The organism is Enterococcus sp. DIV1375a, assembly GCF_051712205.1.
GTDB classification, from domain to species: domain Bacteria; phylum Bacillota; class Bacilli; order Lactobacillales; family Enterococcaceae; genus Enterococcus; species Enterococcus faecalis.
Window position 1 is genome coordinate 758,219 of record NZ_JBIOOM010000001.1, and the last position, 13,482, is coordinate 771,700.

Annotated in this window: 10 protein-coding genes; 7 read left to right on the top strand and 3 right to left on the bottom strand. The window is 37.2% G+C overall.

Annotated elements, in window-relative coordinates; translation table 11 throughout:
- Positions 1-147: 147 nt before the first annotated feature.
- A complete protein-coding gene (locus IGJ63_RS03715; protein ID WP_002355926.1) occupies positions 148-777 on the top strand; it encodes a helix-turn-helix transcriptional regulator in 630 nt (209 codons plus the stop codon).
- 12 nt (positions 778-789) lie between these two features.
- Positions 790-1,602, top strand: coding sequence for a pyruvate, water dikinase regulatory protein (locus tag IGJ63_RS03720; protein WP_002355927.1), 813 nt, complete (start codon positions 790-792; stop codon positions 1,600-1,602).
- A 70-nt stretch (positions 1,603-1,672) separates the two neighbouring features.
- Here IGJ63_RS03720 and mprF read toward each other — a convergent pair whose 3' ends face one another.
- Together mprF and IGJ63_RS03730 are read right to left on the bottom strand one after the other, a co-directional pair.
- Positions 1,673-4,204: a bifunctional lysylphosphatidylglycerol flippase/synthetase MprF gene (mprF, locus tag IGJ63_RS03725; RefSeq protein ID WP_002358907.1), complete on the bottom strand. Its 2,532-nt coding sequence runs from the start codon at positions 4,202-4,204 to the stop codon at positions 1,673-1,675.
- Complete coding sequence (locus IGJ63_RS03730; protein ID WP_002358908.1) at positions 4,201-4,935, bottom strand: alpha/beta fold hydrolase; 735 nt, start codon at positions 4,933-4,935, stop codon at positions 4,201-4,203. Before IGJ63_RS03730 ends, mprF begins: the two co-directional genes overlap by 4 nt.
- Positions 4,936-5,111: 176 nt before the next feature.
- On the opposite strand from IGJ63_RS03730, the gene IGJ63_RS03735 reads away from it, so the two are divergent.
- Together IGJ63_RS03735 and IGJ63_RS03740 are read left to right on the top strand one after the other, a co-directional pair.
- The gene (locus IGJ63_RS03735) at positions 5,112-5,696 is read left to right on the top strand and encodes a hypothetical protein (RefSeq protein WP_033595348.1); all 585 of its coding nucleotides are present in this window, start codon (positions 5,112-5,114) and stop codon (positions 5,694-5,696) included.
- Positions 5,697-5,718: 22 nt separating this feature from the next.
- Positions 5,719-6,774, top strand: a complete 1,056-nt coding sequence (locus tag IGJ63_RS03740) for an endonuclease/exonuclease/phosphatase (RefSeq protein ID WP_016634667.1) — start codon at positions 5,719-5,721, stop codon at positions 6,772-6,774.
- Positions 6,775-6,822: 48 nt separating this feature from the next.
- Here the strand turns inward: IGJ63_RS03740 and IGJ63_RS03745 are convergent, their stop codons facing one another.
- Positions 6,823-9,060: an ATP-binding cassette domain-containing protein gene (locus tag IGJ63_RS03745; protein ID WP_141439557.1), complete on the bottom strand. Its 2,238-nt coding sequence runs from the start codon at positions 9,058-9,060 to the stop codon at positions 6,823-6,825.
- 161 nt (positions 9,061-9,221) lie between these two features.
- On the opposite strand from IGJ63_RS03745, the gene IGJ63_RS03750 reads away from it, so the two are divergent.
- The 3 genes from IGJ63_RS03750 (at position 9,222) to IGJ63_RS03760 (ending at position 13,401) form a co-directional block, all read left to right on the top strand.
- Complete coding sequence (locus IGJ63_RS03750; protein WP_438745949.1) at positions 9,222-11,681, top strand: amidase family protein; 2,460 nt, start codon at positions 9,222-9,224, stop codon at positions 11,679-11,681.
- Between the two features lie 79 nt (positions 11,682-11,760).
- Positions 11,761-12,705, top strand: a complete 945-nt coding sequence (locus tag IGJ63_RS03755) for an aminoglycoside phosphotransferase family protein (protein ID WP_016617721.1) — start codon at positions 11,761-11,763, stop codon at positions 12,703-12,705.
- Between the two features lie 42 nt (positions 12,706-12,747).
- The gene (locus IGJ63_RS03760; RefSeq protein ID WP_010717525.1) at positions 12,748-13,401 is read left to right on the top strand and encodes a DUF4767 domain-containing protein; all 654 of its coding nucleotides are present in this window, start codon (positions 12,748-12,750) and stop codon (positions 13,399-13,401) included.
- Positions 13,402-13,482 lie beyond the last annotated feature (81 nt).

Consider the following 13,482-nt stretch of genomic DNA (forward strand, 5'->3'; position numbering starts at 1 on the left):
GTCTTATATGTTCAATAAACATCATAATAGACGGAAATAAGTTTGTCAATAGAAAAAATTTCTTATCAATATGTTGAAAAAACAATAAATATGTGTATAATTGTAAGCGAATGCACAATTTGTTTAAGAGGAATTGAGGAGGAAATGATGAAATTAAGTAAACGACAAGAGCAAATTATCGCTGTTGTAAAAGAGCATCAGCCAGTTAGTGGTGAACGCATTTCGGACATACTAGCCGTTTCACGTGCGACATTGCGTTCTGATTTGTCTTTTTTAACACTTTCAGGAATTTTAAAAGCAAGTCCGAAAGTTGGGTATACTTACGAAAGTGATAATATGGAGGCTTTTTTCTTTTTTGATGTTTTTCAAACAAAAGTTCAGGAGATCATGAGTCCACCATTGATGGTTGCCCAAGACACCTCAATTCGAGATGCGATTACCAACTTATTTATGTATGATGTCGGTTCTCTTTATGTCATGGATGAAGCAAAAGAATTATTAGGGGTTTTGTCACGAAAAGATTTATTACGGGCCTCTTTAAATACAAATATTGATGGCACACCTGTTGCTGTTTGTATGACAAGAGTGCCACATGTGAAAACCTGCACACCAGAATTTACTATTCTTGAAGCTGCTGACACTTTGCAAAAATACGAAGTGGATTCTTTGCCAGTCGTTGAAAAAGAAAATCCTAAAAAAGTTATTGGAAAAATTACGAAAACGAAAATTTTAACCTATATTACGCAACAAGCGAAAGAAGCCGCACAAAACAGATAAGGGAGCTTAATTATGAAAAAAGAGATCATTGTTTATACTATTTCCGATTCACTTGGAGAAACATCACAAAAATTGTTAGCTGCAGCAAGCGCACAATATCCAGATATTTCTTTTCTTAATCGATACAATTTTTCTTTTGTCACAACAGAAGAAGAATTATTGGAGATTTTAAAAGATGCCTTAAAAGATAAAGCCTTAGTTGTCAGTACATTAGTCAGTAAACAACTAATCACAGCGGCGAAAGAATTTAGTGAACGAACAGGGTTGTTATATTTAGATTTAATGGCGCCATTTTTTGAATTAATTCAAGCGAAAGCCGGAGTAGATCCTATTGAAGAGCCTGGACGACGCCACCAACTAGATCGTGCTTACTTTGATAAAATCTCAGCGATTGAATTTGCTGTAAAATATGATGATGGCAAAAATCCTCAAGGGTTTCTTGATTCTGATATATTGTTGTTAGGCGTTTCGCGGACCTCAAAAACGCCAGTCAGTATGTATTTAGCAAATCAAGGCTACCGCGTTTCTAACTTACCATTAATTCCAGAAGTTCCATTGCCGCCAATTTTGGAAGAAATGGATCCACAAAAAATGATTGGTTTAGTTTGTTCGCCAGAAACATTAGGACAGATTCGTAGCAGTCGGTTGGCTTCCTTAGGTTTAGGTAATGAGACCAGTTATACCAATGTTGAACGGATTGAACAAGAATTAGCTTATGCCGAAGAAATTTTTGCGAAGTATGGCATCCCAGTGATTGATGTAACCGCAAAATCTGTCGAAGAAACAGCCTTTTTAATTAAAGAAAAACTAGATGAAAGAAATTAAAAAGCTTGGCAACCTCACTAAATTTCAGTGAAGTTGCCAAGCTTTTTATACTTAATTGGGCTTCTTTTTGTTAGTCAATATTTTTTTGATCGACAATGAGTAAAGCGATCATCACGTAGACAATCCAACTACTTTTAGAATAAAGTGTATAGCGGGGTTGCCATTTGCTAGCAAATTTTTCCTTGTATTCGCGTAATCCTTGGAAGGAGTAGATTTCTGAACCAAATTCATAAATTAACGCAGCAATCCGTTCTTGAATAAAACTTTTTCTTGATTGACCAACGTTGGCTAACGGAGCCATCCCTAAATTGAAATAATGAATATTTTCTGTTTTCATATATTCAAATAAATGAATAAATAGGAAATCCATACTTCCAGAAGGGGCTTTTTCTTTATGGTGACGCATCAAGTCGATGGTACCAACTTCATTTGTGTAACTAGGAATGATATTAGCGAAAGAGACCATTTCTCCTTCAGCATTTCGGACAACAGCAATTGGGTTTCTTTGAAGATACGCTTCATCGAAAAATCCTAGTGAAAAGCCTTTTTCTTTTCGATTGTCTAACCAACTATCCGAAATAGCTTTTAATTCGTGCATTTGTTCGGCACTAAAAGGAGGTTGGAGTACGTCAAATGAATAGCCGGCTTTGGTAATTTTATTAAACACTGCGCGGGTACCTTTGAATTTTTTCCCAGACATCGTAAATGTTTCTAGATTAACTAAGGCCTCTTCGCCCATTTTGATAAATTCGTAGCCGTATTCGTGTAGTAACATCACGCTGTCCTCATTTGTTTCGTAAAAGACGGGTACATAGCCGAAACGATCTGTTTCTTTAAGGAATGCATCAATCGCCGCAGGAAAATCTTCTTTGTTCCCAGAAGGGTTGCCCATCACAACGCATTTATTATTAATGGTGTTGAATTGTAAAAAGACAGTCGGTTCTTCTTTGGGATATAAGAAAACCTGTTTATCATGAAGAAAGACAAGTTCACTGTCAATATTCCCGCCATAAGTTGTTAAGATATTATGCAAGATACTATCTTCTGGAAACTCACCCACTTGGTGTTTTTTCCCTTGGAGGTAGCGAACAAATAGAAAGTTAAAACTCATAACTAAGAGGATAGCGATAAATCCTGACAACCAGATCCGTTCGGAAGGGAACAAGAAAAATTCCACAAAATGATGACGATGGTGTGGGAAGTTCGGTAAATTATAAACACCAATTACCAGGTATAACAAGGTCAACAAGCCAAAGATAAACCCATCAATCGTCATCCACTCCCAAGAGTAAACCAGTTGTTCACGGTACAATTCTGATTTTGAAAAAATAACGATAAATAATAAAATAGCTAAATAGAAAATGGAAAACATACTAAAGTCAACAACAAATGAATACAAGATAGCACCAATTAATAAAATAATCGTTGGATAATAGGCTCTTTTAACACGATCAGCAATCCCACGTCCCATAATTAATAATGCAAAGCCTAAAACAATACTCGGAATTTGAATAATAATATGAGAACGGAAGGGGTTAATATCTCTTAACCAATGCACTTGAGTGAAGGCTTCTGGAATAGTGGCTAGGAGCACCATCATGATTCCTGAAAAATAAAGTAAAACCACTTCCAGCTTGTGGGCAATTTCCAAAGTAATTTGTTTTAGCAATTGACGATAGTGAGTATCCAACTTTTGGCTTAAGTGTTTTGTAAAGAACAAACAGCCAATTAAGAAAGGGATAATATAATAGAATAAACGATAGAGCAATAACCACAAAACAATAATTTCACGATCGACACCTAAGTTGCTTAGTCCTAAAATCATCATGACATCAAAACTACCTAAAGCCCCTGGGATCATCGAAGCAATCCCAATAATCGAAGCTGCTACATATAAAGGAACAATATCAATTAAAGGAATCGGCACGTCCAATAAGTAACCAATACTAATAAAGGTAATTAAAACACCTGTCCATTCTAAAAACGAAGAAACAACTAAAGATAAGCGATTTTTTGCATCGAGGTTACCAAAGGAACTATTTTTTTGGAAATGTAAAATAAGATAAAGTAACGGGAAATAAAGACCGCCACCTAATAACCAAATCCAATATTGCTGTAAATAAGCCATCTTTGGATCAAACTGAACAAGGAAAAAGCAAAGAATACTATAAATAGATAGACCGGATAACACAAAAAGTAAAATATGGGTTAACGCAGGTAAAATTTTCTTTTCCTCTGTTTTATTTCCATAAAATTCAGAACGAAGTCCCATGCTGACCAAACCACCGAATCCACCAATATTATTGATGGTATTGACAATCCAGCTAGATTCAAGGAGTTCCCGTTTTGAGACTTTCAAGTTTAAAATGCGATTTAATGTTAAGTCATAATTTAGCATCGGAGTAACGGAAACTAAACCGATAACCATCATCAATAACAATTTCCATAGCGGAATCTCATCAAAAATCTGTTTTAACTGTTCAAATGAGATCGTTTTACCAATTGATAAAAGTTGGGCAACAACAATAATTGAGACCGCAATAACAAACAGTGTTTTTAGTAATCCTGTATGCGTTTTGATCCAATGAATAATTTGTTTCATTTAGACACCTTCATTTCCTTTAAGAATTTTTCGATTGTTTTATTAAAAATATCTGGTGAGTTTTTGGCAAATAAATGACCCTGTTTATTTACCAAGACCAATTTGCCAGCAGGAATGGCATCAGCAATCGCCCGTGAATGGGAAAGCGCAATTAAATCTCGACTGCCAGTAATAACAAGAGTAGGACAGGGGATGTGTTCTAAATCTTGTTTTGTCAGTCCAGTATCTTCAAATAACAGAGCCACGATAGGGAGCCGTGCGCGCAATTTTTTTGAAAAAAAGGCGCCAATACGACAAAACCAATATTGAAAATAAGTGGCAATCGTTACATATTTTTTCAGACCAGACATGGTGACATTTCCAGAATTTAAGACGAGTTTGTTGACGAAATCAGGATATAAATGGGTAAAAACCATGGCAATATTTGCTCCGTCACTAAAGCCCAATAAATTAATTTTTGTTAAGTGTTCTTGTTGAATAATACCAGCTAAATCTTCTGCCAAAAGCGGAAAAGTTAATTGACTTTGTGTATTGGTGGAACGTCCATGTCCGCGGGTATCCACCGCAATAACTTGATACTCCTTGGAGAAATAAGAAATTTGATAATTAAAAAAAGTATGATCATTGCCATTACCATGAAGTAACACAAGGGGGTAATTTGTTTCTTTGCCAAAAATTTGATAAAAAATTTGACTGCCATCTATTGTTTGAAAATATTTTTCTATTGCCATTCTCCGTCACCTATCTCATCTATAATCAATCGAGTCCTCTCTCATTATAGAGTCTTTTGTCTTTTTTTTGTAATAAAAAACAGAAAATTTTCCGAACAGTTTTGTAAGGTGTTGTAATATAGTGTGATATAGTAGAAGATAGCCACCTAAAAATTAGACTAGAGGAGGGAAAGTTGATGTCTTTAATCGTTTTAATTGGTGCCCAAGCTGTCGGGAAAATGACCGTTGGCAAGGCTTTAGAAAAGCAGTTAGATGCTAAATTACTATTTAATCATCAAACCATTGACTTATTTGCAAACTATCTTGGGTATACGGAACGTGCATTTCAATTGTCTGATTCCGTTAGAAAGGAACTTTTTCATGCCTTTGTAGAAAATCCAGCCACAAATACAACAAAAAACATTATTTTTACAGTGGTGATTGCTTTTGATCAAGAACAGGATTTTCAATTTTTAGAAGAAATATCAGAAATTTTTCTTAATAAACATGAGGCCGTTTATTTCGTCGAACTCGTCTCTTCAACATCAATCCGCCTAGAACGAAATGTTCATCCAGAGCGGCTAGAGGCAAAACCTTCAAAACGCGATGTCGACTTTTCTCGAAAAGAATTACTCAATACCTTTAAAGAACATCGATTAGTAAGCCACGAAGGTGAACTAGAAAGTACATTTCCAAATGTAAAAATAACGAAAATAAATAATTCAAACATGACACCAGAAGAAGTAGCAACGAAGATAATTACTACTTTTGGTTTGACATAATGTGAAAGGAACATCGGAATCAATGAAAAAGTTTTTTAAATATCTCGGTAGCTTGATGGTCCTTCTTCTAAGCATAGCTTTAATTTTGATAGGATATTTAACCTTCCGAGAGTTTCGACCACGAGCGGTTGAACCAGTTGCTATAAATAAACAATTTTCAGAGCAAACCATCGAAAAAAAGCAATCCATTTCTTTAGTCACGTATAACATAGGCTATGCCGGCCTAGGACAAACAGAAGATTTTTTTATGGACGGTGGCAAAACTGTCCAACCAGTTAATAAGGCAATGGTCCAACAGAATTTAACAGGCATTGAAGGAACCTTAAAAGAATTACCAGCGATGATTTACTTATTTCAAGAAGTTGATCGTCGCTCGCAACGTTCTTATGAAGTCAATCAAGAGGAAGAATTACAAAAACAGCTACAGCTGAACAGCGCATTTGCTTATAATTTTAAGGTAGATTATGTGCCCATTCCTTGGCCGCCGATTGGACGAGTAGAAAGTGGTTTATTAACATTATCAAATGAAAAAATAACAGAGGCCAAACGTATTGCTTTACCCAATCCCTTTCGTTGGCCCGTTAGCATTAGTAACTTAAAACGAGCGCTTCTAGAAACGCGCTTTCCAATTAAAGGCACAGACAAAGAATTAGTGGTTTTTAACTTACATTTGGAAGCCTATGACAATGGGGAAGGGAAGATTGCTCAAAGCAAAAAGTTAGCTGACGTATTATCCCAAGAATACGCTAAAGGAAACTATGTAATTGCTGGAGGTGACTTTAATCAAGTTTTCAAAGGCAGTCATCGATATCCTGACCTAGGTGAAGCTGGTTGGGCACCAGGAGAAATTGATCCAGCAGACTTACCTAAACATTTTTCACTTGCTTATGATGACCAACAACCGACTGTGCGGGTGCTTAATAAGCCTTACACTGGCTCTTATGAAACATCCCAAGTGTATGTAATTGATGGTTTTATTGTTTCTGATAATGTGGCTGTTCATAGCGTGAAAACAAAGGACGAACAATTTAAATATACAGATCACCAACCTGTGAAGATGGAAGTGGGGTTGAAATAGAAAAAGTACAAACGGTGCTTGTTGCTTGCACCGTTTGTACTTTTTATTTTACAGATAGCCTTTAGTAATAGAGTGAGTGGAATTTAACATATTTGCTGGGGTTCCTGTAAAAAGAAGCTGTCCGCCATTTTCTCCACCTTCGGGACCTAGTTCAATCAACCAGTCGGCACTTTTAATCACATCAATGTGATGTTCTAATAAAATCAAGCTGTTTCCTTCTTCTACCATTCGATTGAAAAGTTGAAGACTTTGTTGGATATCAATTAAGTGTAAGCCATCTGTAGGTTCATCCATTAAATAGATAGCTTTTTTTTGGTGAAGTGTGTCTGCTAATTTTACCCTTTGCAATTCGCCACCAGATAATGTTGAGAGCGATTGATTGAGTTTAAGGTAGCCTAAGCCAACTTCCAGTAAATTTTTTAATGAAAGAGCAAAAGGCTGGTCTTTGAAAAAATCATAGCCATCTTTAACGCTTAAAGCTAGTACTTCAACGATATTTTTTCCGTTATACAGATAATGAAGCACCTCTTCTTTGTAACGCGTTCCGTGACAGGTTTCGCAAATACTAGTAACATCCTCCATAAAAGACATATCGGAGACAATTATGCCTTTCCCCTTGCAAGTAGGACAGGCGCCTTTGGAATTATAGCTAAATAAAGCTGGACTAACATGATTTTCTTCCGCAAACAGTTTGCGGACCTTATCAAAAATATTAAGATAGGTCATAGGTGTGGATCGTAAATTTGCGGTAATGCTTTTTTGTGAAAGATGAATAATTTCTTGGTTATCAGCCTGGGCTTTTTGATAAATTTCTTCCGCTAATGATGATTTACCTGAACCAGCGACCCCACAAATAACAGTCAAAACTCCTAACGGAACTTCGACAGATAGATTGTTTAAATTATGCAGTGTCGCATGTTCGATTGTTAAAGACTTCCTTGCTTTTCTTGGTTGGACGTTTAAAAGGAGCGGCTCTTGAAGCGCTTGACTAGTCAAGGTTTTGGAGGCTAAAAATGCGTCATACGTTCCTGAAAACTGGACATGGCCACCATTTTCGCCTGCGAAAGGTCCTATATCGATGATAAAATCAGCTTCTCTAATTAATTGTGGATTATGTTCCACGAGAACCACGGTGTTTCCTTTATTTTTTAAATTGAGCAATGCACGACTGATCCGTTCGATGTCCTTTGGATGTAAGCCAGCACTTGGTTCATCTAAAATATACATAATATCATTTAAGGCGCTGTTTACATACTTAGCAATTTTAATCCGCTGTGCTTCACCACCAGAAAGTGTTTCAGTTGCTCGTCCTAATGTGAGGTAGGAGAGACCGATATTAATTAATGCTTCTAGACGTACAAGTAGCTCTTCTTGAATAGTTTTTATTAAGGATAGGTCCATTGAACGAATAAAAGAATGTAATTCAGTGAGTGGCATGTCAACAGCATCAGCAATACTTTTCTGATTAATTTTGCAGCTACGAACACGTTCATTGACTCTACTTCCTAAACAATCAGGACATCTTTTTACGGTAACAAAGTGATTAAGGTATTTTTGATGACGTTTGCCTTCGTCTGTATGCAATATGCTACGTTGCATGCGCGGGACGATTCCTTCATACAAAGCTGTATGAGGCCACTCTTTGGGTGGATTAGCTAGTTTTTGTTGTGGAGCATATAAAAATAATGCTAACTCTTCAGGAGAATAGTCCTTGATTTTTTTATCCAAATCAAATAGACCACTATGGGCATAACGCTTCCACCGCCAGTTGCCAACTGTAAATGTGGGGAAATCGATAGGCCCTTCGTTTAATGATTTGTCATAATCAACTAGCTGATGAAGATTGATTTCGGTAATCTTTCCTAAGCCGTCGCATGTTGGACATTTTCCATCTGGATGATTAAACGAAAAAGTATCTGAATAACCAACAAATGGAGAACCTGCTCGTGAAAACAGCAAACGTAAAAACGTATAAATATCTGTGTACGTTCCCACTGTCGAACGAGAATTACCTGCTACTTTTTTCTGGTCAATGACAATTGCAACAGGAAGATTCTCGATTTTTTCAACTTCTGGACGACCATATTTGGGTAAGTAATTTTGAACAAACGAACTAAATGTATCATTTAGTTCACGACGTGATTCAGCGGCTAATGTGTCAAATACTAAGGAGGACTTTCCTGAACCCGAAAGTCCAGTAACAACAGTTAGTTGCTTTTTAGGGATATTGACAGAGATATTCTTCAAATTATTTTGTGTTGCGTGCTTAATTTCAATCCATTCCATTAAAAAACCTCCGTTTCTATTCTATTTTAGCATATAAAAAGAACCTAGCCTAAAAGTTGAACATGGGAATTTTCAAGAGAACTTTACTTTTTAATCGCTTTCATTTATGCTATAAGTAATACAGATTTTTTAACTGTATTAATAGATAAAGGATGTGACTTATGAAGAAGTCGATTTTGTTCAAAATGTTAGGGATTATTTTATTAATTAGCCAAACACTGGTAGGGGTACCAATGTTGGCACAAGAAAGTATACTAGAAACAACCGTTCAAACAGAGACGGAATCAGTAACAACAGAAACCAGTCAGACTGTAGCTAACTTGGAATCTGAAACTACTAGCCAAACGGTGATGCAGGAAAAAGAATCCTCTTCGGCAATCGCCGAAAGCAGTAGCCGAAATGTGGTTGCAGTAACCACTGAAACCACAAATGAGATACAAAATAGTGATACAGATGGAAAAGCTGTTTCTGCAGAGAGTGTTTTTTCAGAAACAGATTATAAACAAGCAACTGCACTGGAGTTAGCAACTTTAGTAAGAGAAAAAAAGGTGACGAGCGAAGAACTAGTAAAAATTGCGTTGGCCATCACTAAACGTGAAAATCCTACATTAAATGCGGTCATTACTTTACGAGAAGAAGCGGCTTTGACAGAAGCAAAAGCTTTACAAGATACAGGTCAACCATTTCTAGGTGTGCCGCTCTTACTAAAAGGGTTAGGACAATCCTTGAAAGGTGAAAGCAACACGAACGGTTTTGGTTTTCTCCGAGATCAAGTAGCTGGTGGGACATCGACCTTTGTCAAAGCACTACAAAATGCCGGATTCATAATCATTGGTCAAACGAATTATCCAGAATTAGGTTGGAAGAATATTTCAGATTCAAAGTTATATGGCGTTTCCGTCAATCCATGGAATCCTAACCATTATTCAGGTGGTTCTTCAGGCGGAGCGGGTGCTAGTGTCGCCGCGGCATTTGTTCCCATTGCTTCTGGAAGTGATGCTGGTGGCTCTATCCGCATCCCTGCTTCTTGGACAGGCACCGTAGGCTTGAAACCTTCTAGAGGAGTAATCATTGGCAATTCTAATAGTGCAAAAGGTCAAACTGTTCACTTTGGTTTAAGTCGAACCGTGGCGGATACAAATGCATTATTTGAAACCTTATTAACCAAAAAAGATCTTCCTGCGGGACATTTAAGTCAAGCGCAACCCATTGCTTATACAACAGAATCCCCTGCCGGAACGCCTGTAAGTGCCGAAGCAAAAGAGGCGGTCGCTGAAGCTGTTGCTTTTTTAAAAGACCAAGGGTACACATTGGTTGAAGTGAAGCACCCTGTTGATGGGGAACGTTTAATGAAAAATTATTATACTGTAGCTGCTGGCTCAGCAGGAATTGCCGATTTTATGGCGCGGCAGAAATTGAAAAGACCGCTTGAACGAAATGATGTAGAACTGTTAACATGGGCGCTTTTTCAAACAGGAAAAAATATAACGAGTGAAGAGACAACTGCGGCTTGGACAGATATTGCTTTACAAGCACAAGCGATGGACGAATTTTATCAACAGTATCCTATCTTATTAACACCAACGACAGCTGCCACGGCACCTAGTATTGATAATCCGTTACTAAAACCAGAACATGCAGCACAGATGGAAAAAATTGATCAATTGTCACCAGCAGAACAAAAACAATTGATTTATGACCAATGGCTGACGGCGTTCACATATACACCGTTTACACAACAAGCAAATTTATTTGGACATCCAGCATTAAGTGTACCAACTTACGTTTCAAAAGAAGGACTGCCTTTGGGGATTCAATTTAATAGTGCATTAAATGAAGACCGAACGTTGCTACAATTAGGTGCTTTATTTGAAAATAACCACAAGATAAATCAACCACATGTAGAAGAACCAGACAAAGGCAAAGAACCAGATACAAGTGGCGAACCAGATAAAGATAAAGGACCAGATATAAGTGGCGAACCAGAAAAAGACAAAGAGCCAGATGCAAGTGGCGAAGCAGACAAAGACAAAGAGCCAGATGCAAGTGGCGAAGCAGACAAAGACAAAGAGCCAGATGCAAGCGGCGAGCCAGACAAAGACAAAGAGCCAAATGCAAGCGGCGAACCAGACAAAGACAAAGACTCAGAGGCAAGTGGCGAAGCAGACAAAGACAAAGAGCCAGATGCAAGTGGCGAAGCAGACAAAGACAAAGAGCCAGATGCAAGTGGCGAAGCAGACAAAGACAAAGAACCAGATGCAAGTGGCAAACCAGAAAAAGACAAAGACTCAGATGCAAGTGGCAAACCAGAAAAAGACAAAGAAACAAAAACAAGTGAAGAACCAATCGAAGGAAAAAACCAAAACCCAGACAAAGCTGGAAAAACTACTAGTGAGTCATCCTTAGATAATTCGCTGAATTCATCAGCAAATCAGGGAACCAAATCAACAGAAAGTACGCATGCTTTTTCTAATAAAAGTATGATTGGGAAACAAGAACAGCTTCCCAAAAAAGTATTACCAAAAGCAGGTGCAGAAGTACCTAGTACTTTCTGGATTGTTTTAGGAGGAGCTTTCTTAGTAACGAGTGGAACGATTTATATAAGGAAAACTAGAAAATGATAACCAGTGAAGGCTGGAGACAATTTATCCCCAATTGTCTCCAGCCTTTTTTCTTTGGTATACTAAAACCAATAGGGAAATGGAGGCGAAAGTAATGAGGGCGTTTGAGAAGATTACAGCGTTTCAGCAATGGCAAAAAGTTGAAGCTATTCACCGTGGTTGGTCAACTGATTTAAAGTTTAAAGTTACCAAAAATCAAGAAACCTTTTTATTGCGAATTTTTCAACAAGAAGAGTTATTAGCCAAACAACAAGAATATCAATTTATCAAAAAAGTAGCGGCGTTAGGATTTCCCAGTTCTAAACCTTTTTTATGTGCACCTATTCCTGAAAGTGAACAAGGATACATGTTATTAACGTATCTAGAAGGTGAAGACTTAAGCGATGTTTTACCCGCTCTTTCTCCTAAAAGACAACTGAACTTAGGCGTAGAGGCAGGCCGCTATTTAAACAAAATCCATAAGCTTTTGTTGCCTGAAAGGATTAGTCAAAGAGAGATTGCGCGAAATTTATACGAAAAAAAGCAGAGCCAACTAAATAAGTATAAGAAATCTCAATTTTGTATGCCGTACCAGCAGCCAATAATTTCATATTTAGAAAAACAATTACCGTTATTGCAACAACGGCCTGTAGTTTATCAGCATGGAGATTTCCATGTGGGAAATTTTATTTACTTGCCAACTAGGCAGGTCGGTGTGATTGATTTTAATCGATGGGATTTTGGGGATCCTTATGAAGAATTTTACAAGTTACAATTTTTTTCAAGAAATGTTTCGCCATTGTTTGCTTATGGTCAATTACAAGGTTATTTTGCTGGGAAAGTTCCTACCTTATTTTGGCAGTTTCAAAAGCTTTATACTTTTCACGCAGGACTCTATTCTTTAGTTTGGGCACTGAGCTTTGGTGAAAAAGAAATCAGGACTATGGAACAGCAATACCAACAATTACTAGAGGACTATAATTGTGGAGAATTACTAGTTCCCAAATGGTTTTCAACTATCCAAAGAAAGGGATTGAGATTTTAGGTTTATTTCGATAGAATAAAAATAAAAACAGGAGTTTAAGGAATGAAACTAAACGGGATTATTATGATAGCGATTGTTGGAAGCGTTTTATCTAGCTGTGGTTGGCAAAAATCGAAAGAGGAATCACAGAAAGTACAAACCGTACAAACAAACAATGTAAATACTGAAGAAACAAGAGCAATTTCAGCAACCGAAGTTAGTCAAACCACGGCGTTGGAATTAGAGCAAACAACGCAAACACAAGAATTAATTGAATTAGTTACAGAAGAAGGGACGATTTGGAATCAGCAAAAAGCAAAACAGTTAGGACAATACATGGAAACCTGGGGTCAAGAACGCAATCAGAACTATCAAGCGTACCAACCAGGTCACTCTGTAGCTTTTTACACGATTCAAGTGCCTGATGATTTATTGAGTTATGAACCTAAAATACAACCAGCTATTGGGAACAATCCCATTTGGTTAAATTGGTCAGAAACAGGCAGCGAAGGGGGTTATTGTCTGGTGGCAGTATACTCTGACAGTGCGACACAAGTTGCCCAGAAGCATGTCTATTTATTTACTTTAGTGAATGGTGAAGCCAAAGTTTATGTGAGTAAAGAACAGCCAGTAGAGGAGCAACCTTATTTGTTTTTAAAAGAAACAAGCAATACAGAACTGAAAGAACAATTCACAAACCTTGTGAATAATCTTTAATTTTTTATTTAATCAAAAGGAAAAGAAAATTTATCATTGACAAAGTATCCGCTTTCATTTTATTCTGTAGCTACCCCTTGG

Coding starts and splice junctions, on each gene's coding strand:
- IGJ63_RS03745 (WP_141439557.1), bottom strand. CDS start 9,060: ATGGAATGGATTGAAATTAAGCACGCAACACAAAATAATTTGAAGAAT.
- IGJ63_RS03720 (WP_002355927.1), top strand. CDS start 790: ATGAAAAAAGAGATCATTGTTTATACTATTTCCGATTCACTTGGAGAA.
- IGJ63_RS03735 (WP_033595348.1), top strand. CDS start 5,112: ATGTCTTTAATCGTTTTAATTGGTGCCCAAGCTGTCGGGAAAATGACC.
- IGJ63_RS03760 (WP_010717525.1), top strand. CDS start 12,748: ATGAAACTAAACGGGATTATTATGATAGCGATTGTTGGAAGCGTTTTA.
- IGJ63_RS03755 (WP_016617721.1), top strand. CDS start 11,761: ATGGAGGCGAAAGTAATGAGGGCGTTTGAGAAGATTACAGCGTTTCAG.
- IGJ63_RS03730 (WP_002358908.1), bottom strand. CDS start 4,935: ATGGCAATAGAAAAATATTTTCAAACAATAGATGGCAGTCAAATTTTT.
- IGJ63_RS03750 (WP_438745949.1), top strand. CDS start 9,222: ATGAAGAAGTCGATTTTGTTCAAAATGTTAGGGATTATTTTATTAATT.
- IGJ63_RS03715 (WP_002355926.1), top strand. CDS start 148: ATGAAATTAAGTAAACGACAAGAGCAAATTATCGCTGTTGTAAAAGAG.
- IGJ63_RS03740 (WP_016634667.1), top strand. CDS start 5,719: ATGAAAAAGTTTTTTAAATATCTCGGTAGCTTGATGGTCCTTCTTCTA.
- mprF (WP_002358907.1), bottom strand. CDS start 4,204: ATGAAACAAATTATTCATTGGATCAAAACGCATACAGGATTACTAAAA.